General features: G+C 72.8%; 23 protein-coding genes. 10 read left to right on the top strand and 13 right to left on the bottom strand.

Features of this window, described 5'->3' with window-relative positions; translation table 11 throughout:
* Positions 1 to 12: 12 nt before the first annotated feature.
* A complete protein-coding gene (locus Dsi01nite_RS35485) occupies positions 13 to 1,410 on the bottom strand; it encodes a HAMP domain-containing sensor histidine kinase (RefSeq protein WP_203850720.1) in 1,398 nt (465 codons plus the stop codon).
* Positions 1,411 to 1,535: 125 nt separating this feature from the next.
* Between Dsi01nite_RS35485 and Dsi01nite_RS35480 the strand changes: the two genes are divergently transcribed.
* The 3 genes from Dsi01nite_RS35480 (at position 1,536) to Dsi01nite_RS35470 (ending at position 4,505) form a co-directional block, all read left to right on the top strand.
* Positions 1,536 to 3,230 (top strand): right-handed parallel beta-helix repeat-containing protein, encoded by a 1,695-nt coding sequence (locus tag Dsi01nite_RS35480; protein ID WP_239136403.1) that lies wholly within the window; start codon positions 1,536 to 1,538, stop codon positions 3,228 to 3,230.
* 110 nt (positions 3,231 to 3,340) lie between these two features.
* Positions 3,341 to 4,036, top strand: coding sequence for an FKBP-type peptidyl-prolyl cis-trans isomerase (locus tag Dsi01nite_RS35475; protein WP_239136402.1), 696 nt, complete (start codon positions 3,341 to 3,343; stop codon positions 4,034 to 4,036).
* A 13-nt stretch (positions 4,037 to 4,049) separates the two neighbouring features.
* On the top strand, positions 4,050 to 4,505 hold the full coding sequence (locus Dsi01nite_RS35470; protein ID WP_203850717.1) for a pyridoxamine 5'-phosphate oxidase family protein: 456 nt from the start codon (positions 4,050 to 4,052) through the stop codon (positions 4,503 to 4,505).
* A gap of 3 nt (positions 4,506 to 4,508) precedes the next feature.
* Here the strand turns inward: Dsi01nite_RS35470 and Dsi01nite_RS35465 are convergent, their stop codons facing one another.
* The 6 genes from Dsi01nite_RS35465 to Dsi01nite_RS35440 all read right to left on the bottom strand — a co-directional run bounded on the left by Dsi01nite_RS35465 (position 4,509) and on the right by Dsi01nite_RS35440 (position 10,573).
* On the bottom strand, positions 4,509 to 5,735 hold the full coding sequence (locus tag Dsi01nite_RS35465) for an ROK family transcriptional regulator (protein ID WP_239136401.1): 1,227 nt from the start codon (positions 5,733 to 5,735) through the stop codon (positions 4,509 to 4,511).
* A 93-nt stretch (positions 5,736 to 5,828) separates the two neighbouring features.
* Complete coding sequence (locus tag Dsi01nite_RS35460; protein WP_203850716.1) at positions 5,829 to 6,587, bottom strand: FadR/GntR family transcriptional regulator; 759 nt, start codon at positions 6,585 to 6,587, stop codon at positions 5,829 to 5,831.
* 11 nt (positions 6,588 to 6,598) lie between these two features.
* A complete protein-coding gene (locus Dsi01nite_RS35455) occupies positions 6,599 to 7,849 on the bottom strand; it encodes an amidohydrolase family protein (RefSeq protein WP_203850715.1) in 1,251 nt (416 codons plus the stop codon).
* A gap of 11 nt (positions 7,850 to 7,860) precedes the next feature.
* The gene (locus Dsi01nite_RS35450) at positions 7,861 to 8,670 is read right to left on the bottom strand and encodes a class II aldolase/adducin family protein (protein WP_203850714.1); all 810 of its coding nucleotides are present in this window, start codon (positions 8,668 to 8,670) and stop codon (positions 7,861 to 7,863) included.
* Positions 8,671 to 8,798: 128 nt separating this feature from the next.
* On the bottom strand, positions 8,799 to 9,851 hold the full coding sequence (locus Dsi01nite_RS35445) for a hypothetical protein (RefSeq protein WP_203850713.1): 1,053 nt from the start codon (positions 9,849 to 9,851) through the stop codon (positions 8,799 to 8,801).
* A 188-nt stretch (positions 9,852 to 10,039) separates the two neighbouring features.
* On the bottom strand, positions 10,040 to 10,573 hold the full coding sequence (locus Dsi01nite_RS35440) for a TetR/AcrR family transcriptional regulator (RefSeq protein WP_203850712.1): 534 nt from the start codon (positions 10,571 to 10,573) through the stop codon (positions 10,040 to 10,042).
* A gap of 61 nt (positions 10,574 to 10,634) precedes the next feature.
* Here Dsi01nite_RS35440 and Dsi01nite_RS35435 point away from each other — a divergent pair, with 61 nt between their 5' ends.
* Together Dsi01nite_RS35435 and Dsi01nite_RS35430 are read left to right on the top strand one after the other, a co-directional pair.
* Complete coding sequence (locus Dsi01nite_RS35435) at positions 10,635 to 11,114, top strand: DUF1772 domain-containing protein (RefSeq protein ID WP_203850711.1); 480 nt, start codon at positions 10,635 to 10,637, stop codon at positions 11,112 to 11,114.
* A 17-nt stretch (positions 11,115 to 11,131) separates the two neighbouring features.
* Complete coding sequence (locus Dsi01nite_RS35430; protein WP_203850710.1) at positions 11,132 to 11,314, top strand: hypothetical protein; 183 nt, start codon at positions 11,132 to 11,134, stop codon at positions 11,312 to 11,314.
* Here Dsi01nite_RS35430 and Dsi01nite_RS35425 read toward each other — a convergent pair.
* The 5 genes from Dsi01nite_RS35425 to Dsi01nite_RS35405 are packed head-to-tail and all read right to left on the bottom strand — an operon-like array spanning position 11,290 to position 14,588.
* Complete coding sequence (locus Dsi01nite_RS35425; protein WP_203850709.1) at positions 11,290 to 11,508, bottom strand: 4Fe-4S dicluster domain-containing protein; 219 nt, start codon at positions 11,506 to 11,508, stop codon at positions 11,290 to 11,292. The two genes, Dsi01nite_RS35430 and Dsi01nite_RS35425, sit on opposite strands and share 25 nt — an antisense overlap.
* A complete protein-coding gene (locus Dsi01nite_RS35420; protein ID WP_203850708.1) occupies positions 11,505 to 12,215 on the bottom strand; it encodes a GntR family transcriptional regulator in 711 nt (236 codons plus the stop codon). The genes Dsi01nite_RS35425 and Dsi01nite_RS35420 overlap by 4 nt, the downstream gene beginning before the upstream one ends.
* Positions 12,212 to 12,982, bottom strand: coding sequence for a thiamine pyrophosphate-dependent enzyme (locus Dsi01nite_RS35415; protein ID WP_203850707.1), 771 nt, complete (start codon positions 12,980 to 12,982; stop codon positions 12,212 to 12,214). Before Dsi01nite_RS35415 ends, Dsi01nite_RS35420 begins: the two co-directional genes overlap by 4 nt.
* A complete protein-coding gene (locus Dsi01nite_RS35410; protein ID WP_203850706.1) occupies positions 12,979 to 14,043 on the bottom strand; it encodes a hypothetical protein in 1,065 nt (354 codons plus the stop codon). Before Dsi01nite_RS35410 ends, Dsi01nite_RS35415 begins: the two co-directional genes overlap by 4 nt.
* Entirely contained in the window at positions 14,040 to 14,588 is a 549-nt protein-coding gene (locus Dsi01nite_RS35405) for a 2-oxoacid:ferredoxin oxidoreductase subunit gamma family protein (protein WP_203850705.1), read from the bottom strand. Before Dsi01nite_RS35405 ends, Dsi01nite_RS35410 begins: the two co-directional genes overlap by 4 nt.
* A 79-nt stretch (positions 14,589 to 14,667) precedes the next feature.
* Between Dsi01nite_RS35405 and Dsi01nite_RS35400 the strand changes: the two genes are divergently transcribed.
* The 3 genes from Dsi01nite_RS35400 (at position 14,668) to lepB (ending at position 17,796) form a co-directional block, all read left to right on the top strand.
* Positions 14,668 to 15,774: a zinc-dependent alcohol dehydrogenase gene (locus Dsi01nite_RS35400; RefSeq protein ID WP_203850704.1), complete on the top strand. Its 1,107-nt coding sequence runs from the start codon at positions 14,668 to 14,670 to the stop codon at positions 15,772 to 15,774.
* Positions 15,771 to 17,183, top strand: coding sequence for a class I adenylate-forming enzyme family protein (locus tag Dsi01nite_RS35395; protein WP_203850703.1), 1,413 nt, complete (start codon positions 15,771 to 15,773; stop codon positions 17,181 to 17,183). Before Dsi01nite_RS35400 ends, Dsi01nite_RS35395 begins: the two co-directional genes overlap by 4 nt.
* Positions 17,184 to 17,259: 76 nt before the next feature.
* On the top strand, positions 17,260 to 17,796 hold the full coding sequence (gene lepB / locus Dsi01nite_RS35390; protein ID WP_203850702.1) for a signal peptidase I: 537 nt from the start codon (positions 17,260 to 17,262) through the stop codon (positions 17,794 to 17,796).
* 66 nt (positions 17,797 to 17,862) lie between these two features.
* Here the strand turns inward: lepB and Dsi01nite_RS35385 are convergent, their stop codons facing one another.
* Positions 17,863 to 18,420 carry a TetR/AcrR family transcriptional regulator gene (locus Dsi01nite_RS35385; RefSeq protein ID WP_203850701.1) on the bottom strand — a complete coding sequence of 186 codons (558 nt, stop codon included), beginning with the start codon at positions 18,418 to 18,420 and terminating at the stop codon, positions 17,863 to 17,865.
* 41 nt (positions 18,421 to 18,461) lie between these two features.
* Here Dsi01nite_RS35385 and Dsi01nite_RS35380 point away from each other — a divergent pair, with 41 nt between their 5' ends.
* Together Dsi01nite_RS35380 and Dsi01nite_RS35375 are read left to right on the top strand one after the other, a co-directional pair.
* Entirely contained in the window at positions 18,462 to 19,361 is a 900-nt protein-coding gene (locus tag Dsi01nite_RS35380; protein ID WP_203850700.1) for an alpha/beta fold hydrolase, read from the top strand.
* A gap of 143 nt (positions 19,362 to 19,504) precedes the next feature.
* A complete protein-coding gene (locus Dsi01nite_RS35375; RefSeq protein ID WP_203850699.1) occupies positions 19,505 to 20,416 on the top strand; it encodes an alpha/beta hydrolase in 912 nt (303 codons plus the stop codon).
* Positions 20,417 to 20,474: the final 58 nt, after the last annotated feature.

The raw sequence follows: 20,474 nt of genomic DNA, 5'->3' as shown, positions 1-20,474 counted from the left end.
CGGACCCGGCGCTCAGGTCAGCGGCAGCCGGACCTCCAGGTGGGTGCCGTGCCCGGGGGGACTGTCCAGGTCGAACGTCCCGCCCAGCGCCTCGATCCGGTCGGCGAGCCCGACCAGGCCCGACCCCCGGCCCGGTGCCGCGCCGCCGGCACCGTTGTCGCGCACCGACACCTCCAGCTGCCCGTCCCGCACCGACGCGCCCACCCGGATGGCGGAGGCGCCGGAGTGTTTGGCCGCGTTGGCGAGGGCCTCGGCGACCACGTAGTAGGCCGCGACCTCCAGCGGCTCGGGCAGACGGTCCTCCAGCCGCAGGTCGAGCTCGACCGGGACGGCCGAGCGGCGGGCCAGGGCCTTCACCGCGGGCCGCAGGCCGCCCTCGGTCAGGATCGCCGGGTGCACGCCCCGCGAGATCTCCCGCACGTCGTCGACCGTGCCGTTGATGCCCGCGACCACCTCGGCCAGTTCAGCCCGCAGCTCGGGCAGTTCGGCCGGCACGCTGAGCTCGATCCGGCGGATGTCCAGCCCGAGGGACAGCAGCCGCTGCTGGACCCCGTCGTGCAGGTCGCGTTCGATCCGCCGGCGGGCCTGGTCGGTGGCCAGGACGACCCGGGCGCGCGAGGCGACGAGGTCGTCATGGGCGCCCTGCAGGGAGTCGCCCATGACGTTGAACGAGCGCTCGAGCTGCCCGATCTCGGCCTTGCCGGTCTCCGGCATGCGGGTGCCCAGCTGACCGCCGGCGAGCCGGTCGGCCATCGTCGCCGCCCGGCGGATGGGTTGGACCAGCAGCCGGGTCTGGTAGCCGCCGACGAGCGCGATGACGATCGCCGAACCCGCCAGACCGGCGACGACCGCGAACATCTCACGGCGCGCCATCGCCTCGGCGCGCGCGTCGCGGGCCGCGAGGAACTCGCCCTCCGACACCCTGAGCACACCGAGGTCGGTGCGCAGCTGCTCGATCCGGCGCTCGCCCTCCAGCAGCGACGACGCGCTGCGTGCGGCGGGGTCCCCACGCCGGGCCGCGTTCAGCGCCGGGATCGAGTAGTCCTGGACGTAGGACGCGCTCGTCCGCGTGATCTGCTGCGTCTGGCGGCGCTGGGAGTCGGTGCTGGCGAGCCCTTCGAGCGTCGCGTTGGCCTGGTACACGCCGGTCTGCGCCGCCTGCCACCGGCCGAGGAAGACACCGTCGCCGGAGATGGTGTACGCCTGCTGCGCCGCCTGCAGGTCGACGGTCTTGCGGTGCACCTGGTCGGCGGCCGTGAACAGTTGGTGGGAGCGCCGGGACAGCCGGGTGGTCTCGCGGTCCTCGCCGATCGAGATGAGCAGGGTCCCGAAGGCACCGCCGACGAAGAGCAGCAGCACGCAGGTGGCCAGCACCATCCGGCGGGTCAGCCCGCCCTCGACGCCCCTCACGCGGCGCTCCTTTCACTCCTGGCGTGCATGCCCCGCGCGGTGCCGCTCACGCCTCGACGGGCACGTTTGCGGGTGGGTACGGGGGTATCGGTTGCGGGAGCGACTCGAAGAGGGGGATGGTCGTGATGCGAACAGCCGACCCGCTCGTCTACGACGCGCACGCGCACGGACTCACCGGTGACGGCACCACCAACGACCAGCCCGCGTTGACCGCGCTGGTCGACACCCTCGGCGCCGCGTTCGCCGCGGACGGCCGCCCCCGCACCATCCACTGCCCGCCCGGGGCGTACTCGATCCAGGACGACGGCGTCAGATGGCGCAACGGTGTGTCGCTGACCGGCTCGGGGCCGGCCGCCACCCGGTTCCTGCTGTCCAACCCACGCAAGCCGACCTCGCCGACGCCGCTGGCGTTCTTCACGACCCGGGACCACGACGCCGGCCGGGACAACCACATCGCCGACTGCACCTTCGCGCACTTCGAGATCGACGGCTCCGGCGTGACGCTGCCCGCGTACGACGTCAACGCCAAGGGCCTGTTCCTGCAGTACGTGCTGCGCGGGCGGTTCCACGACCTGTTCATCCACGACACCGGCGCCACCGGCTTCGGCTGCGACTTCCTGCAGGACACCGTCGTCGACGACGTCCTGGCCGTGCACTGCGGCCGGCTGAACAACGGCGAGGAGATGGGCGGCGCCGGCATCGGCATCGGCATCGGCGGCTGGGGCGACACCGAGCGGCTCACGATCACCTCGTGCACGACGGTCGGCAACGGCACCAACGGCATCTTCGTCGAGCTCCAGAAGCGCCGCTGGACCCCGCCGCGCGGCATCCGCATCATCGGCTGCCACGCCCAGGCCAACCGCTTCGGCATCTCCGACTGGGGCGCCGACGGGCTCATCGTCTCGGCGTGCACGATGACCGGCAACCACCAGGCCGGTTACGACGTGTCGGCGCTCGGCACGTCGTCGGTCGCCGGGCGGGGCGGCATCGTGACCGGCTGCGTCATCGACGGCAACATCTGGGACGGCGTCGCCATCGGCAACACCCCCGGCCCGTACACGTTGGACGGCAACCGCATCAGCCGCAACGGCCGCTACGGGTACTGGCAGCACGGCCTCGGCCCGTCAGGCCTGCAGGACCGCGCGGACGCCCTCGGTGTCGCCCGCCTGCCCGGCAACGCCGCGCACCCGGCCGCCGACGTGGCCATCACCGGCAACGACATCTGGGGCAACGCCCTCGACGGGATCTTCATCGACTCCCCCGTGCTCGACGCGTGCATCGCCGGCAACCGGCTGCGCGGCAACGGCCGGCAGGCCGCGCCCGAGGCCCACGGTGGCGGCGCGACCGCCTCCTACACCCGGCTGTCCCTGCACGACACCGCCGCGGACTGGCCGCCCGGGGGCCACACCGGCAAGATGGTCGCCGCCGGCGCGCAGCAGGCGATCGTCGTGGCCAACACCGCCACCGAGCTCTACCTCGCGCCGGTCCGCCCCGGCGCCGCCACCGCCTGGCCGGAGGGCACCCCGCCGCACGGGACCCGGTTCCGGCTGCCGGACTCCCCCGAGGCCCGGGCCGGGATCACCCTTGCCGCCGCCACCGACACCCCGACCGTCCGCGACAACCGGGCCTGGGACCGCCAGGAGCCCCGGACGCAGACGCACGGGCTGCGCATCACCGGCGCCGGCAGCTGCGGGTCGGGCCGCGTCCACGACAACGACCTGGAGGGCAACGCCGTCGCCGCGGCCGCCTTCGACACCCCGCCCACCGGCGGGTCCTGGCACCACAACCTCGGGCTGGACGACCGCCAGCCGGTCAGCTGACCCCTCGCCGGCAACGCCGTCACCGCTGGAGGCGGCGGTCGATGTCCGGGTTTGCTGGGAGCTTGCCGGGAGGTACTTGTCCGGACGGTGCGGTGACGTACGGTGTTCCCGTGACCGAACGCGTGACCAGCCGGCAGCGCCCGGCCGCACCTACCCGCCCTGGCCAGACCCCGCTGTCGAAGGCCGAGAAACGCGCCGCCGCCAGAGAGGCCAGGGCCCGGGAGGTCGCCGCCGCCAAGCGCAAGCAGTTCCTGAGCGTCGTCGGTGCCGCGGCGGCCGTCATCGCCGTCATCGCGCTGGTGGTGTGGCTGTCCCTGCGGTCCGACGGCAGCGACCCGGCGCAGCCCGGTCTCGCGTCGTCCGCCGGTGCCCCTGCCAGCGGGGACCCGTCGACCGCCGCGCAGAAGCCGTTCCCGCCGGTGCCGGAGGGCGCCGACCCGGCGCTGTCCACGAAGCCCGTGGTCACGAAGGGCACCGGGACCGTCACCAAGCTCACCCCGACCGTCCTGATCGAGGGCAAGGGCGCCGCCACGCAGGCCGGCCAGACGATCTCGGTGAACTACGTGGGTGTCACCTTCGTCGACGGCAAGGAGTTCGACGCGTCCTGGAACAGCAAGCAGCCGCTCGAGTTCCAGCTCGGCGGCGGCCGGGTCATCCCCGGCTGGGACCAGGGTCTCGTCGGGATCAAGGTCGGCAGCCGGGTGCAGCTGGACATCCCGTCGAACCTGGCCTACGGCGACGACCCGTCCAGCGGCAAGCCGATCGGCACGCTGCGCTTCGTCGTCGACGTCCTGGCCGCCAACTGAGCCGGGTCCATCCATGACGGCATGGCGGGACGTCGAGCAGGCCGCACCCGAGTTCGCGCAGCGGGTGCGGGCCCTGTTCGAGGCGCACCGGCACCAGACCGTCGCCACCCTGCGGGCCGACGGGTCGCCGCGGATCTCCGGCATCGAGGTGGTCTTCACCGACGGCGACCTGGTCTTCGGTTCGATGGCACGGGCGCGCAAGGGCGCGGACCTGCGCCGCGATCCGCGCTTCGCCCTGCACAGCGCCACGGTCGACCCGGTCGAGGGCGCCGAGGCGCAGTGGCCGGGCGAGGCGAAGATCGCCGGCCGGGCGGTCGCGGCGGGGCCGATCACCGACGGGCCGGACGGCGACCGCTTCCGCGCCGAGATCGCTGAGGTCGTGCACACCCACCTCAACGACGCGGCGACGCTGCTCGTCGTCGAGTGGTGGACGCCCGCGCAGGGGCTCCGGCGGGTCGAGCGCGAGTAGGTTTCAGCCGTCGGCGGGCACTGTCGTCGGGTCGTCGATCATCCGCTCGATCACGGCACCCGCGCCACCCCGGGCCGCCGCGGTGAACCCGAGGTCGGAGGCCACGAAGTGGCAGCGGGCCGCCGGCGACGCCATGGCGAGCCGGGTCAGCTGCGCCTGCGCCGCCGGCAGCAGGTGGTCGGCGAGGTCGGCGAAGTAGCCGCCGAGGACGACGACCCGCGGGTTGAACAGGTTGACCAGGATCGCGCCGCCGTGGCCGAGCCACCGGCCGATCCCGGTCACCGCGTCGACCGCCGCCGGGTCCCGTGCGTCCAGGCGGCGGCGCACCTCGGCGATGCGCTCCTGCGGGTCGGGAATCGGGCCGTCGCCGAGTCCGTACGCGAACTCGGGCGTGATCCGGCGAACCAGTTCGGCGAGGCCGACCTTGGTCTCCCAGCAGCCGGTCCGGCCGCAGCCGCACGGGTCGCCGACGGGTTCGACCGGCAGGTGGCCGATCTCGCCGGAGAACCCGTCGGCGCCCCGCAGCAGGCGGCCGTCGACGATGGCGCCGCCGCCGACGCCGACGGAGCCGGTGAGGTAGACGAGGTCGGCGGTGCCGGCCGCGACGCCCCAGGTGAACTCGGCGAGCGCGGCGAGGTTGGCGTCGTTGTCCACGCCGACCCGCAGCGCCGGGTCGAGGCCCTTGGCCAGCCGGGACACGACGGGGACGTCGCGCCAGCCGAGGTTGGGCGCGACGACGACCACGCCCCGGGCGACGTCGACGAGGCCCGGCACCGCGACGGTCAGCCCGACCGGGGTCACGCCCCGCGCCACCAGTTCGGCCAGGGCCCGGTCGGCGGCCTCGGCCAGGTCGTCCAGGCAGCCCTCGACGTCGCGGCGGGCGGCGTCGAAGCTGACCCGCCGCTCGACGACGGTGCGCCCGGTCAGGTCGCAGCCGTGCACCGCCAGGTAGTCGACGTTGAGCTCGATGCCGACCGCGCCGAGCTCCGGTGACAGCGCGACGCCGCGGCCCGGCCGGCCGGCGGTGCCGGAGCGTTCGAGGCCGGTCTCCCGGACCAGCCGGCGGCTGAGCAGCTCCTCGACCAGGCTCGACACGGTGGTCTTGTGCAGGCCCGTGGCGGCGGCGATCGCGGCCCTGGATCCCGGGCCGGCGGCGCGGATGTGGCGCAGCGTGCGGCTGAGATTGGCCCGGCGCACCGCGAGCTGGTCCGCCGGTTCCGTGCCCATCATCGCCGCCTCGCCCGTCCGAATGGTCTGTCACCCAGCATGCTCGCGCCGAAGGGCCGCATACCGATAGCTTTTCGAAAATACCCGCGCCCGTCGCTACGGCTGACGGCGGATGAGCCCGGCGTCGATCACCGCGGCCGGGCCGGCCGGGCTGGGGTTGCGCTGGGCGGCGGTGAGGTGCTCGGTGACCAGCCGGTGCACCTCGTCGGCGGCGCCCTGCTCGATGAGCGCGAGGATCCGGCCGTGCACCTCGCCGGCGGCCCGCCGTTCGCGCAGCGGGACCCCGGTGGTCTCGCGGATACGGGTGGCCCAGTCCTGCTCGTGGCTGGACCACAGGGCCTCCAGGGCCCCGGCGAGCACGATGAGGGGCGGGTTGCCGCACAGGCCCACGAGGGCCTCGTGGAAGCGCCGGGACACGCCGACGACCTCGACCAGGTCGTCGATGCGGGCGAGGTACTCCTCATGCAGCTCGCGCAGCACGGGGACCACCGCGGTGGCACGGTCGGGCCGGCCGGCGCACAGGGCGGCGCAGGCCGGCTCGACGTGGCGCAGTGCGGTGGCGACGTCGTCGATGCCGGTGCGCTGCGCGGCGAGGACGAGTCCCAGGTTGTAGCCGAGGTTCGCCGGGGAGGGCCGGTGCACGACCGCACCGCCGAGCCGTCCCCGGCGAACCGTGATGAGGCCTTCGGCCTCCAGGATGCGCATGGCTTCGCGGAACGTCGGCATGCTCACCGGATACCGCTGGATCAGCTCTTCCGACTTCGGCAGCGGGGCGCCGTCGGCGAGCTCACCGCGCACGATCTGACCGCGGATGTGGTCGGCCACCTGCTCGGCGAGCCGGTCGGCGGAGACCATGGGGCCGCAGTTTAGTACGCGTCGGGGTCGTTCTGGACCGCGGGTGGCACCGGGTGCCGGTACACCCTGGAGGCGTTCTCCCAGGTCATCTTCCGCACGTCGGCGTCGGGCAGGCCGCCGATCTCCTCCTCGATGGTGCGCTGGGTGTGCGGCCAGGTCGAGTCGCAGTGCGGGTAGTCCTGCTCGAGGAAGATGTGGTCGACGCCGATGACGTCCCGCAGCGCGAAGGACGACGGGTCCTCGACCGCGCAGAAGTAGAAGTTGCGCAGCAGGACCTCGGCCGGGGTGAGGTCGATGCCCTTCCAGGTGCCGTACATCTCGTGGTAGCTGAGCATGTGGTTGAGCCGGTCGACGAGGCCGGGCACCCAGCCGATGCCGCCCTCCGACAGCACGATCTTGATGTCGGGGAACCGGACCGGGATGCGGGAGTAGAGCCAGTCGACGGCGGAGAACATGGAGTACCCGAAGAACAGCACGCCCACGACGTCCGGCGGGGCGTCCGGGGCGGTCGACGGCGACGTGCCCGACGAGCCGATGTGCAGGTTGATGACCGTGCCGGTCTCCTCGCAGGCCCGCATGATCGGGTCCCAGTGCCCGGTGTGCAGCGACGGCATGCCGAGCAGGTGCGGCGCCTCGGTGAACGTGACGGCCTTGAAGCCGCGTTCGGCGTTGCGGTAGATCTCCTTCGCGCCGACCTCCGGGTCCAGGAAGTACGGCAGCTGGCACGGGATCATGCGGTCCGGATACGCGCCGGACCACGCCTCGATGTTCCAGTCGTTCCAGGCGCGGGTCGCCGCGAGGGCCAGCTCGGTGTCCTTCGTGGACAGTTGCAGCCGCTGCCCGGCGAACCCGGGCAGGAACGACGGGAAGCACAGCGACGCGTACACGCCGCTGAGGTCCATGTCCTTGATGCGCTCGTGGATGTCCCACGAGCCGCGGCGCATGTCGTCGAACCGGCTCGGCTCCATGCTGTACTCGTCGACGGGCCGGCCGACGACGGCGTTGAAGCCGACGTTCGGGAACTCCTTGCCGTCGTAGATCCAGACGTGGCTGCCGTCCTGCTCGACGACGCGGGGCGTCTGCTCGGCGAACTTCGCCGGCATCCGGCCCTCGAACGCGTCCGGCGGCTCGACGATGTGGTCGTCGACGGAGATGAACGTGTACTTGCGGGGCTGCCGGGGCGGGTCCGGCAGGAAGGTCACCTTCGAGCGGTCGGCGACGGTGAACGCGGTGTTCTGCAGCAGCTCGTCGATGGATGCCATGGCGTCGCCTCTCAGTTCAGGACTTCGGGTTCGCGGCGCAGCAGGGACCGGACGGCGCCGGCCCAGTACACGTCGGTGCCGCGCTCGATCAGTGACTTCTTCATGCCGTGCCGCAGGCCGGGGGCGATCTCGAGGGGGTCGCGGCCCAGCAGCATGACGTCGTAGGCGAGGCGGCAGGCGCGGTCGATGCTCGCCGACCGGTACGTCGCCTCCTGGATCGTGGGGGCGGTGACGATGATGCCGTGGCTGGCGAGGATGACCACGGACGCGTCGCCGATGCGGCGGGCCAGGTCGGCGCCGAGCGCGGCGTCGTCGACCTCGCCGGTGTACTCGTGCACGAGGGCGAGGTCACCGTCGTACATGCACCCGGTCTGGTGCACGATCTGCGGCAGTACGCCGATCGCGGCCAGCACGGTGACGTAGTACGGATGGTTGTGCACGACGACCCTGGCGTCGGGCCGGATCCGGTGCAGTTCGGTGTGGATGTGGATGGCCGGGGTGACGTCCCACCGGCCCTCCAGGACGGTGCCGTTGCGGTCGACCACGCACAGGTCGGAGGCGGAGATCTCCTCCCACCACAGGCCCCACGGGTTGACCCACATGGCGCCGTCGTCGTTCGGGTCGCCCTTCAGCATGGTGATGTGGCCGGCGATGTTCTCGCTGAAGCCGCTGTGGCCGAGGATGCGGAAGGCGCAGGCCAGGGCCTGCCGGTCGGTGAGGTCGACGCCGATCGGCGGCGTGATGCGGGGCGACCAGGTGGCGGTCCCGCCGTCGCGCATGGGCGCGTCGGACGGGCCGGCAGGTGCTGTCGTGAGGGTCACGGCTCACCTCCAAATCTTTTAGAAGATTAAGAGGTGCCGTACCGTAAAATCAAGCAATCGCTTGGTTGTTTTTGGATCGCCCCGCCGCCCTGACAGCGGGGCGGCGGGGCGGGACGTGCCTTTGCCGGTCAGGCGTTGGAGTTGGCGCTGATCAGGAAGCCGGTGTTCACCGGCGCGCCGCCGCTGTTGTAGCAGGCGACGTCGCGCACGATGGTGTCGGTCGCGGTGTGCGTCCACGGGAAGAGCAGGTTGCAGAACTCCGAGCTCCCACCGGAAGCGGTCACCTGGACGTTGTCCGGCAGGACGGCCAGGCGCGGGAAGGTGACCAGCGACAGGCCGACACCGGCCCCGGCGAGCGTGTTGGCGCCGAAGCCGAGCTGGGAGTTGAAGTTCGTCGTCGGCGGCCCGACCGGCGGGCGGAACCACAGGTAGCCGAAGTAGCGCGGCGGCCAGCCGGCCCCCCACAGCGACTGGTTGTACTGGTACGTCAGGGTGAAGCGGGTCTTGAACGGCGCGCCGGTCGAGGTGAAGCAGGCGACATAGGCGACCTGACCGCCCGGGCTGGACGTCCAGTTGCGCACCTTGCACCGGGCGGGCGTGCCGTTCACCGCGGTGACCTGGAGGCTGCCGTCGATCGGCCCGGCCGTCGACAGCCCGGGCAGCTTCACCTCGTAGACGCCGCCGCCGAGCGGGGTGACACTGTTGAGCGCGCCGACCGAGTTGTACTGGTCGATCATCGTGCCGGTCGCGTCGTTGAAGTCGACGTAGCCGAACTCGCCGTTGATCGGGCCGGCCGGGCCGGAGCTGCTCTCGAAGAAGGCGCTGAACGCCGTGGGTGCGAGCGCGCCGCCGGGCTGCGAGCACAGCACGACGACGATCTCGTCGAGGCCGGACGGGCCCCACTTGACGGCCTGACAGAACCGGGGGCCGGTGTTGATCGCGGTCACGTGGACCACGCCACCCTTGGCGGCCTGGCCGGGGAACTTGATCGTGTAGACCCCGGACGGGCCGGCGGCGACGCTGGTCGCGGCGGGCCAGGTGCCCGACGCGACGGTGGCGGCACCGTTCCACAGCACGAACCCGTGGGCGTCGGGCAGCGCCGCCGAGGCCGGCGAGGCGGCGACGGTGACCCCGGCGAACACGGTGGCCAGCGCGATGGACAGGGCGAACAGTTTGCGCATGGACCCTCCTTCTGGCGGAAAGGAGCGGACAGGACCCACGCAGGCAATCACGTCTGTCGATTGCTTGGCATCACCTGCGACGCTTTACCGACAGTGCCAGTCGCGCACCGCACCGTCGTTGCCCGCAGTGGCCCTTGCCGGTGCTCAAGCCTGGACGAGCGCCCCTGAGGACCGGCAAGGTCCCCGGGTCAGGCGAACAGCTCCACCAGAACGGTGAGGCGGTCGGCCTCGAGGTCGGGGCGCAGGCGGCCGTGGCGGGCGAGATCCGCGATGCCGTGCAGCGCGCTCCACAGCGTCTCGGCCCGTGCGTCGTCGCCGCCGACCACGGCCGCTATGGCCGCGAAGCCCGCCAGGAGCGCCTCCGGCGTCTCGGCCGTGGCGAACGGCAGGTCCGTCGGCCCCGAGAACATGGCCTCGTAGACCGCCGGGTGCCGGCGGGCGAACGCGAGGTACCGCTCGGCCACCGACCGGACCGTCGCGGGTGCGCCCGCGAGCTCGGCCGCGATCTGGGCGAAGCCGTCGAGGGCGACCGCCCGCACGATGCCGTCCCGGCCGTCGGGGAAGTGGCTGTACAGCACCGGCTGGCTGAACCCGATCGCGTCGGCGAGGCGCCGCACGGTGACCGCGTCCCAGCCGTCTGCCTGGGCGATCTCGCGGGCGGCGGCGACGATCCGGTCCCGGCGCTCCGCCCGGGCGACCTGAGCCTTGGTTGGTGGCTTCACAACTCCATGCTAGCAGTGCTAGATTCCTAGCACCGCTAGATTTCGACTGAAGGAGCCACCGATGCTCGTCCTTACCGTTGCCCTCGCCGTCGTCGCCGCCGTCTGCACCGCCGTCATCTTCGGCACCGATGTGCTCGGCGCGGTCGTGATGCGCCCGGCGTACGCCGAGATCGACGACGAAGCGATGGTCCAGATCGTCGGGCGCAGCCACCGGCTCGGTGGGCAGCGCCTGCCCGTGCCCGGCGTGGTGAGCGTGGTCGCCGCCGCCCTGACCACGGGGAGCGCCCTGGTCGCCGGCTGGCTCGCCGCCGGGCTGGCCGCGGCCGTCGGCCTGGTGCTGCTGCTGGCCTGGCTGGTCATCTTCAACCGCATCTCGCTGCCGATCAACAAGGTGCTCATCGCCGCGAGCGAGGCCGGCGAGACCCCCGCCGACGCCCGGTCGCTGCAGGCGCGCTGGGACTCGGTCATCACGCTGCGCGCGGTCCTGCAGGGCACCGCGCTCGTCGGCTTCTGCCTGGCGATCGCCCTCGCCGGGCGCTGAGAGCGGCTTGTGCGTCGATGGATGCGCTGACGCTTGTGGCGCATGCCGAAACCGACCGGAACGCGCCTGATCGCAGCGGCGGCCGCGGTGGTGATCGCCGCGGCCGCCCTGTGGTGGCTCACCCGCGCGACAGCTCCGGCGGCAAGGGCGTCGTCCTGTGCATGAAGGACAAGCGTCAGGACGCGGGGGTGAACCGGTAGACGGCGAAGACGAAGTCGGGGCAGACGATCTGGCAGGCGGTGCAGCCGGTGCAGCCGTCGTGCAGCTCCGGATACCGGTAGCCCTGCTCGTTGACGGTCGCGGACATGCTCAGCACGTTGGGCGGGCAGGCGGCCAGGCACAGCTCGCAGCCCTTGCAGCGGTCGACGTCGATGACAAGCGTGCCACGGCTCATGGAGTGGTTCCCTTCAGGACGGCCGCCGCGTCCGTCCACTCGGCATCATCCAGTTCGGACGGTGGGAAGACCCCACGGCGGCGCAACGCGGCGACGGCGTTGTCCGCGGTGAGGCGCAGGTGGGCCAGGGCCGCGGCGCCGGCGGCGTCCGGGTCGCCGGCCCGGATGGCGGCGTATTCGGCGTGCAGGGCGGCGCGTTCGGCGGGCAGCGCGTCGTCGATGGAGAACCTGGCCGCGGCCGGGACCAGGCCGCTGAACGTGCGCAGCAGCGCCCGCAGGTGGTTGCGGGCGCCGGCGACGTTGACCACCCGGCGGAACTCCCGGGCCAGGGACTCGAACTCGCCGGGGTCGTCGCAGTCGGCCAGGCGCTCGTCGAGCTTCCGCAGATCCGACAGGACCGTGGGGTCGCGGTGCGCGGCGACGCGGCGGTTCGTCAGGGCGCTGAGCATGCCGTACAACTCGAACGCCTCGCGGACGGTCGCGTCGTCGAACTCGGCCACGAACGCCCGCTTGTAGTGGGCCCGCTCGACCAGGCCGTCGCGTTCGAGTTGGATGAGTCCCTCCCGGACCGGCACCCGGCTCACGCCCAGTCGCGAAGCGATCTCGTCGAGGTCGAGGCGCTGGCCGCTGCGCAGCTCGCCGGCGAACAGCAGCTCCAGGACATGGGCGGCGACCGCCTCGCTGGTGTTGGCGCGGGGCAGGGTCACCGGGTCACCAGCTCGCCGATGCCGTAGGTCTGCTCCATCGTGCCCTGCTGGTAGGTCGGGCCTTCGGCGGTCGGCACGAACCAGCCGGTCGGGCACATGGTGAGGATCTCCACCAGGCTGAAGCCGGCGCCGTCGAGCTGGGTCTGGAACGCCTTGCGCAGCATGCGTTTGGCCTGCAGCACCCCGGCGGCGGTGGAGACGGCGCCGCGGGCGACGTAGGCGCTGCCGCGCAGTGACGCGACGAGGTCGGCGACCGGGATCGGGTAGCCGTGCAGCTCCGGGTCGCGGCCGTCGATGCTGGTCTTGGTCCGCTGGCCGAGGACGGTGGTGGCGGTCTGCTGGCCGCCGGTGTCGCCGAAGACCCCGTTGTTGAGCATCACGCAGGTGATGTTCTCACCGCGGGCGGCGGCGTGCAGCACCTCCTGCAGGCCCTCGTTGGCCATGTCGCCGTCGCCCTGCAGGGTGAACACGGCGACGCCGGGCCGGACCCGTTTGATGCCGGTGGCGCAGGCGGGGGCGCGGCCGTGCAGGCACTGCAGGACGTCGACGTCCATGATGCGCACGAAGCTGCCGTAACAGCCGTGGCCGACGACCCCGATGGTGCGTTGCACGATGTCGAGCTCCTGCAGGACCTCCAGGAGGATGCGCAGGGCGACGGGTTCGCCGCAGCCGGGGCACAGCGAGTGCTCGCCGAGCAGCAGGCTGGGCTTGAAGTCGGCGACCTGCTTGGCCGGGAGGACCGGCGGTCCGGACGTGTCGATGATCATGTCGCACCACCTAGGATTCGTTCGCGGATCGCGGGGGCGTCCAGCAGGGGACCGTAGGAGAGTCCGGACTCGGCGATGCTGACCCCGCCGACGAACCGGACGGCGTCGCGGTCGGCGGCGTGGATGCGCACGTCGTCGAGCATCTGCCCGGCGTTGAGCTCGAACACCAGGACGTTGCGGGCGCCGGTGGTGGCCCGGCGCAGCGCGGCGCCCGGAAACGGCCACAGGGTGACGGGGCGGAACCAGCCGATGCGGTGGCCTTCGGCGCGCAGCCCGGCCACCACGTGCTCGACGAACTTCGCGGCGGTGCCGAACGCGACGACGACGGTCTCGGCGTCGTCCACCATGGACTCCTCGTGCCGCTGCTCCTCGGCGGCGATGCGGTCGAACTTGTCGGCGATCGCGCGCCAGTGCCCGTCGGGTCCCGGGCCGGGGTCGTTGGCTTTGCCCATCGCCCAGGTCCAGATCTGGCGGCTGCGGCCGGTGCCGCCGCCGGTGCCGTCCAGGACCCAGTCCTTGGCCGGCAGCGGGCCGAAGTCCCGGGGCTGGACGTCGACGCCGACGCGGGTCTGGGCCAGGAGCGGGTCGCCGTACAGCATGACCGGCGCCCGGTGCTTGTCGGCGAGATGGAACAGCAGCTGGGTGTGCTCGACCGCCTCGGGGACGTCCTTCGGGGCGAGGGTGATCGTGCGGTAGTCGCCCCAGCCGCCGCCCCGGGTCGCCTGGAAGTAGTCCTGCTGGTTGCGGGCCAGGTTGAACACGACGAACGGGGTCTCGTTGAGCGCGGCCTCGGCGATCGCCTCCTGCATCAGCGCGATGCCCTGCCCGCACGAGCCGGTCGCGGCGCGGGCGCCGGCCGCGGCGGCGCCGAGGGTCATGTTGACGCCCTCGATCTCGCTCTCCGCGTTGAGGCACACCCCGCCGGCGGCCGGCAGCCGCCGCGACATCTCTTCGAGCAGGCCGGTGAACGGCGACATCGGGTAACCGGTGAAGAACCGGCAACCGGCGGCGATCGCGGCCTCGGCCATCGCCGCCCCACCGTCGAGCAGCTCCAGGCTCATGCTGACACCTCCACGGTCGCGGCGCCGGCGGCGATCGCTCGGGCATTGGATTCCGCGTGTTGGCGGCGGTACGGCGGGAGCAGCTCCTCCATCGCCGCCACCAGCGCGGCCGGCTCGACCATCCGCGTCAGGGCGTTGTAGGCACCGAGCAACACGAAACCGGAGGCCTGCGGCGCCTCGACGGCCTTCGCCGCGGTCATCGCGTCGACCGCGAACACACGCAGGTCAGGGCGGAAACCGGACGGGTCGACGAGCGGGGTGTTGGCCACGACGATGCCGCCGGGGCGCAGCCGGTCCTGGACGCCCTCGGCGAAGCGGTGGTGGGCGAAGATCGCCGACCAGGCCGACGGCAGGATCGGCAGGGCCTGCAGCGGGGCGTCGCCGACGACGACGGCCGCCTTGGACGGCCCGCCGCGCATCTCGCCGCCGTAGTCCGCGGCCAGCATCGCGTAGCGCCCCTCCCTGGTGGCGGCGAGGGCGAGGGTCTTGGCCAGCAGCTGGATGCCCTGCCCGCCCACCCCGCTGACAACGAGCTCCCGCTCCATCCGACCTCCCCTTGACGTGATTTGAATATTGAATACAAAATCTAACCGCACCGTCAAGCACGGCCGAGGAGAGCACGACATGCGGGCTTTGGTACTGCACGGCTTCGGCAAGACCACCGTGGAGGAGGTCCCGGACCCCGTCCCCGGGCCGGACGAGGTCGTCATCGACGTCGCCTGCGTCCAGCCGAGCGTCACCGAGTGCATGCTCATCGCCGGGGACCCGGTCGCCATGCACGAGGTGCTCGCCGCCCGGCTGGCGGCCGGGCCGACCCGCTTCGGCGGCCACGAGTTCGCCGGGGTGATCAGCACGCCCGGCCCCGGGTTCCCGGCCGGGACCCGGGTGACCGCCGTGGAGACGGCCGCCTGCGGCACCTGCGCCGCGTGCCGCCGGGACCGCCCGGACGCCTGCCCCTCTCCCGGGGTGCTCGGGTTCACCAGGCCCGGGGCGTTCGCCGAGCGGGTCGCGGTGCCGGCGAAGTCGGTCGTCGCCGTGCCCGACGGGATCACCGCGTCGCAGGCGGCTGGCGTCCAGCCGCTCGCCGGCGCGTTGCACGGGCACGCGATCGCCGAGGTGCGGCCCGGCGACAGCGTGCTGATCCTCGGCGCCGGGGTGATGGGGGTGCTGCACACGCAGGTCGCCCGGCACGGCGGCGCCGGTCAGATCATCGTCACCGGCCGCAGCCCCGCCAAGCGCCGGCTCGCCCGGCAGGCCGGCGCCGACCTCGTCGTCGACGCGGCGCAGGACGTCCAGGCCGCGGTCCTGGCGGCGACCGGCGGCATCGGCGCCGACGTGGTGTTCGAGACCGCGGGCGGGATGCCGGGCGCCGGGCTCGCCGGGACGTCCACATTGGACCTCGCGGCCCGCTGCGTGCGCCGCGGCGGGCGGATCGTCATGGTGGCGGTGCTGCCACGGGAGGCGCCGGCGCCGCTGGGCCTGCTGCGGGAGCGGTCCGTGGCACTGCTGCACCCACGGTCCGGCGCGGGCGGCTACTCCCCCGGCGGCGGCGCGTTCGAGCAGGCGCTGCGCCTGGTGCGCCGCGGCGACGTCGACGTGGACTGCCTGGTGAGCCACCGCCTCGAGGGGATGGACGCGCTGCCGAAGGCCCTCGACATCACCGGAAACAAGGCCGCCCACGGCGCTCTCGGCCCGGCCCAGGTCACCATCGGCGCCTGGGACCAGGCATGAGCCTGCTCATCGGCGACATCGTCACGCTTGCCGCGCTGACCGTCCCGCACCAGACGGCCGCGACCCTGGGCCCGGACGCCGTGACGTTCGCGGAGCTGGACGTCGCCGGGAACCGGACCGCGAACGCCCTGGCCGGGCTCGGGGTCGGCGCGGGTGACGTCGTGCTGTGGTGCGCCGCGCCGACGCTGCGGGTCCTGGACGTGTTCGTCGCCTGCGCGCGGCTCGGTGCGGTGTTCGCGCCGGTCAATCCCGCGCTGCCCGAGCACGAGCTCGCCGCCGTCCAGCGGTACCTGGCGCCCAGGCTCGTGCTGTCGGATCGTGCGTTCGGCGAGGCGGAAGTCGTCGCCCACCCGCTGCTGGAAAACGGATCCAGCCGGTTCGAGCGGCGGACCGTGGACGACGCCGCGCCGCACATCGTCTACCTGACCAGCGGCAGCACCGGCACCCCGAAGGGTGCGCTGGTCAGCCATCGGGCGAGCTGGTTGCGGGCGGCGCCCGGCGGGGGCACGTTCACCAGCGGGCTGCGCGGGCCCGGCGGGGTGGTGTGCACGTTTCCGCTGTACCACTACGGCGGCTGGCACTACGTGATGGAGGCCTGGCAGCACCGCACCGCCGTGCACCTGGTGCGCCGGGCCGACGCCGTCGAGATGATCGACGTGGTGCAGCGGCGGCGGCCGTCGGCGCTGTACTGCATCCCGGCGGTGTGGGAACGCCTCCTGGACCGCGAGCACCGCGCCGCCGACCTGCGCTCGTTGCTGCACGCGGACACCGGCACCTCCAGCGTCGCCCTCGACCTGGTCGAACGGATCAAGGAGCGACTGCCCGGCACGACCACGACGATCCTGTACGGCTCCACCGAGGCCGGCCGGATGGCGGCGCTGCACGACTGGGATCTCGCCCGCAAGCCCGGCAGCGTCGGGCGGGCCGCGACGCCGAACGCCCTGTGGCTGGCGCCGGACGGCGAGGTCTGCGTCGCGGGCCCGGCGCTCATGAACGGCTACCTCGGCGCCGCGCCGCTGGCCGGGGAGTACCGCTCCGGCGACCTCGGCCGCGTCGACGAGGACGGGTACCTGTTCCTGACCGGCCGCACCCGCGAGGTGATCCGCACCGGCGGCGAGTCCGTCGGGCCGGCCGAGGTGGAGCACGCGCTGCGCGACCTGCCGGGCGTCCTCGACGTCGCGGTCGTCGGCCTGCCCGACGACCGCTGGGGCGAGGTGGTCTGCGCGGTGTTCGTGGTCCCGGACGGCTGCCCGCCGCCGTCGGTGGCGCAGGTCCGGTCCCATGTGGACGGCCGGCTGGCCGGATTCAAGGTGCCGCGCCGGGTTGCCGTCGCCGCGTCGATCCCGCGGACCCCCGCGACCGGCCAGATCCAGCGCGGCCGCCTGCGCGAGCTGCTCACGAACGATTGACCATGCGGTCGCCGCGCCTTGTGCACCACTGGCCGGCGGGCCACACGGGGCGTCCGGCTCTGGCAGGATCGGCCGGATGAGAAGGCCGTGGTTGGTGCTGGTGGTCGTCGCGCTCGCCGGCGCTGCCGGGTGCGGGGACGCGCCCTCGAACGCGTCGTCGGACCCGACCGAGCAGTTCACGCAGGGTGGCGTCAGCATGGAGCCGGCGGTGAAGGCCGGGCAGGTCATCACCGTGCGGAAGCTCGCAGCGGCGTACCAGCCGAAACGCGGCGACGTCGTGCTCTTCCACGGCGACCAGGCGCACTGGGTCGGCACCTCGTCGCCGCTGTTGAAGCGGGTGGTGGCCATCGGCGGCGAGACCGTCGCGTGCTGCACCGTGGCCGGGAAGGTGACCGTCAACGGTGAACCGCTCGACGAGGCCTACGTGGCGCAGGACGCGGCGCTGGAGGTGCCGCCGAACCCGGCCTCCTGCGAGTCGCGCCGGTTCGGGCCGGTCATGGTGCCGAAGGACGCCGTGTTCCTCATGGGCGACAACCGGGGCAGGTCGAACGACTCACGGTGCGCCGGGCCGGTGCCGGTCGCGGCCGTGTTCGGGGTGATGTCCGGCAACTGAGGCCGGCGCTCGCCGCTTCTCGGCGGTTGCGGCGTTCAGCTTTTATCGGCGCCTGCGACGGCGACATCACCGCTTCTCGGCGCTCGCGATGGCGGCGTCCACGACCGACCAGGCCTGCTCCGGGGTGATCGCGCCGACGATCAGCGGGCCCTGCAGGCCACTGATCACCGCGTACAGCCCGATCGCCGACGCCTCGGTGAAGGCGCGCCGGAAGAAGGTGTGCGCGCCCGTGTACGCGGCCCGCATCACCTCGGCCGCCTGCGGCTCGGTCGCGCTGTAGGCGAGCAGCGCGAGGGTGGCCGCGGACGTCAGGCGGCGCTCGTCGTCCACTGGCAGCATCTCGTCGATGACCACCCGCAGCCCGACGGCCTCGTCAGCGGGGTCCGGCTGCCGCGCCATCCGGGCCGCCACCCGGGCGGTGAAGCGGACGTTGATGTGCTGCAGCACGAAGCGCAGCAGCTCGGCCCGGCTCGCGAAACACCGCTGCACCGCACCGGCCGACACGCCGGCCTCCGCGGCGACGACGCGGACAGTGGCGGCTTCGATCCCGCGCGTGCCGATGATCCGCACCACCGTGTCCGCGATGTGACGACGGCGGGCGTCCTGGTCTACAAGCTTCGGCACGTTTTTATGATACAGTCGTATCGGAAACGGGGAGGTGCGACATGACGGTCAAGATAGCCCGCAACGGCGACGTGGAGCTCGCCTACGAGACCTTCGGCGAGGAGGGCGGCGAGCCACTACTGCTGATCATGGGACTGGGGCACCAGATGCTGCTCTGGCCCGACCCGTTCTGCGAAGCGCTCGCCGCGGCCGGCTTCCAGGTGGCCCGATTCGACAACCGGGACTCCGGCCTGTCGACGCACTTCGGCGGCCCGCAGGACCGCGCCGGTCAGCAGAAGTGGTGGCAGGCGCTGCTCGGGCAGGGCAAGCCGCCGTACTCCTCGGTGGCGTATGTCGAGGACGCCCTCGCCGTGATGGACGCGCTCGGCTGGGGCTCCGCGCACATCGCGGGCGCCTCGATGGGCAGCGCGATCTGCCAGATGCTGGCCGTCCTGCACCCGCAGCGGGTGCGCAGCGTGACCGCCATGATGACCATGCCCGCATCGAGCAGCCTCGCCGCCCTGCGGCACATCAGGTTCGCGCCGTTGTTCAAGCTGGGCGGCCGCCGGTACACCGCCGATCGCGAGGGACAGGTCCAACGCCTCGTGGACGTCTTCCGCCTCGTCGCCTCACCCGACGGCAGCTTCGACGAGCCGTGGGCGCGGGAGGTGGCCGAGCGCTGCTACGACCGGCGGCCCTTCGACCCGGCAGCGGAGCGCCGCCAGCTGGCCGCCGGCCGCGCGACCAAGGGGACGCTCGACGTCGGCCGGATCACCGTGCCCACCCTGATCGTCTACGGGGAGAACGACCCGATCGTGCGGCCCAGCGGCCCCAAGGCACTGCTGGACAAGGTCCCGGGGTCGCGCCTGGTCACGTATCCGCGCATGGGCCACAACCTGCCGCCGCACGTCTGGGCGCCGCTGGTGGAGCAGATGTCCACCCAGGTGCGGCTCAGCACCTGACCCCTCGCGATCCATGCTCCGTCGGTGCGGTGCGGGTCAGCACCGGGCGTTGCGCGACCTCGTCTGACGCCCTTTGACGCTGCACCGATTCCTTTCGACCACGGCGGCGGTCTTCATCCCGTACCCAATGATGGACGGGAGAAATGATGAACGTGGACGACGACCCGGTTCGCCGGCACTGGACCCGCATGGATGAGCTGTTCCGGGGTGTGGTCGAGGAGACCGAACCGTGGGAGGCGCTGACCGCGGAACCGGCAGGCGTCACCCACCGGGAGGTTTCGGTGGCCGGCCGGCCGGCGCTGTGGGTGGAGCCCCCGACCAGCGACGCGGTCATGCTGTACATCCATGGCGGCGGGTTCATCAGCGGCAGCGTCTGGACCCATCGCAAGCTGGCCGGCCACCTGGCCGCCGCGAGCGGGACGAAGGCGCTGCTGGTGAGCTACCCGTACGCCCCCGAACAGGTGTACCCCGCGCAACTGGATCAGGTGACCAGCGCCTACACCTGGCTGCTCGACCAGGGCGGCGGCCCGCTGGTGCTGGCCGGCGACTCGTGCGGGGGCTGGCTCGCGCTGGCCCTGGCGGTGCGGGCCCGCGACCGTGGCCTGCCGCTGCCGGCCGCGATGCTGCTCATCTCGCCCTGGGTGGACCTGGCCCAGCGCGGCGCGAGCTACCGGTCCAACGCCGACGCCGACCCGTTCTTCCACAAGGACCTCGTGGACGGCCTCGCCGCCGGCTTCCTCGGCCCGGCGAGCGCCACCGACCCCGGCATCGACCTGCTGCGGGCCGACCTGACCGGGCTGCCGCCGATGCTCATCCAGGCGGGCGGCGACGAGGCGCTGGTCGACGACAGCCGCGCCCTGCACGCCCGGGCCGGGGCGGCGTCGCAGCTGTCGCGCCTGGAGGTGTTTCCAGGGCAGCAGCACACGTTCCAGATGGCCGCGGGTACGACCAGCGTCGCCGACCAGGCCGTCCAGAACTTCGCCACCTGGGTGCGGCCCCACCTCGCGTCCCGCCCGGCGTCGGTCCTCGCGTCTCCCCCGTTTTCCTCAGACTGACGCGCCGTGTGCCGATCGGCCGGTGTGACCTCTCCCCAGGCATCACGCAGGCCCGCCC

Origin of the sequence: Dactylosporangium siamense, assembly GCF_016862795.1 — a bacterium.
Classification (GTDB): Bacteria; Actinomycetota; Actinomycetes; order Mycobacteriales; family Micromonosporaceae; genus Dactylosporangium; species Dactylosporangium siamense.
The sequence above is the reverse complement of the archived record's forward strand: the minus strand, read 5'-3'. Positions and strand labels throughout refer to the sequence as shown.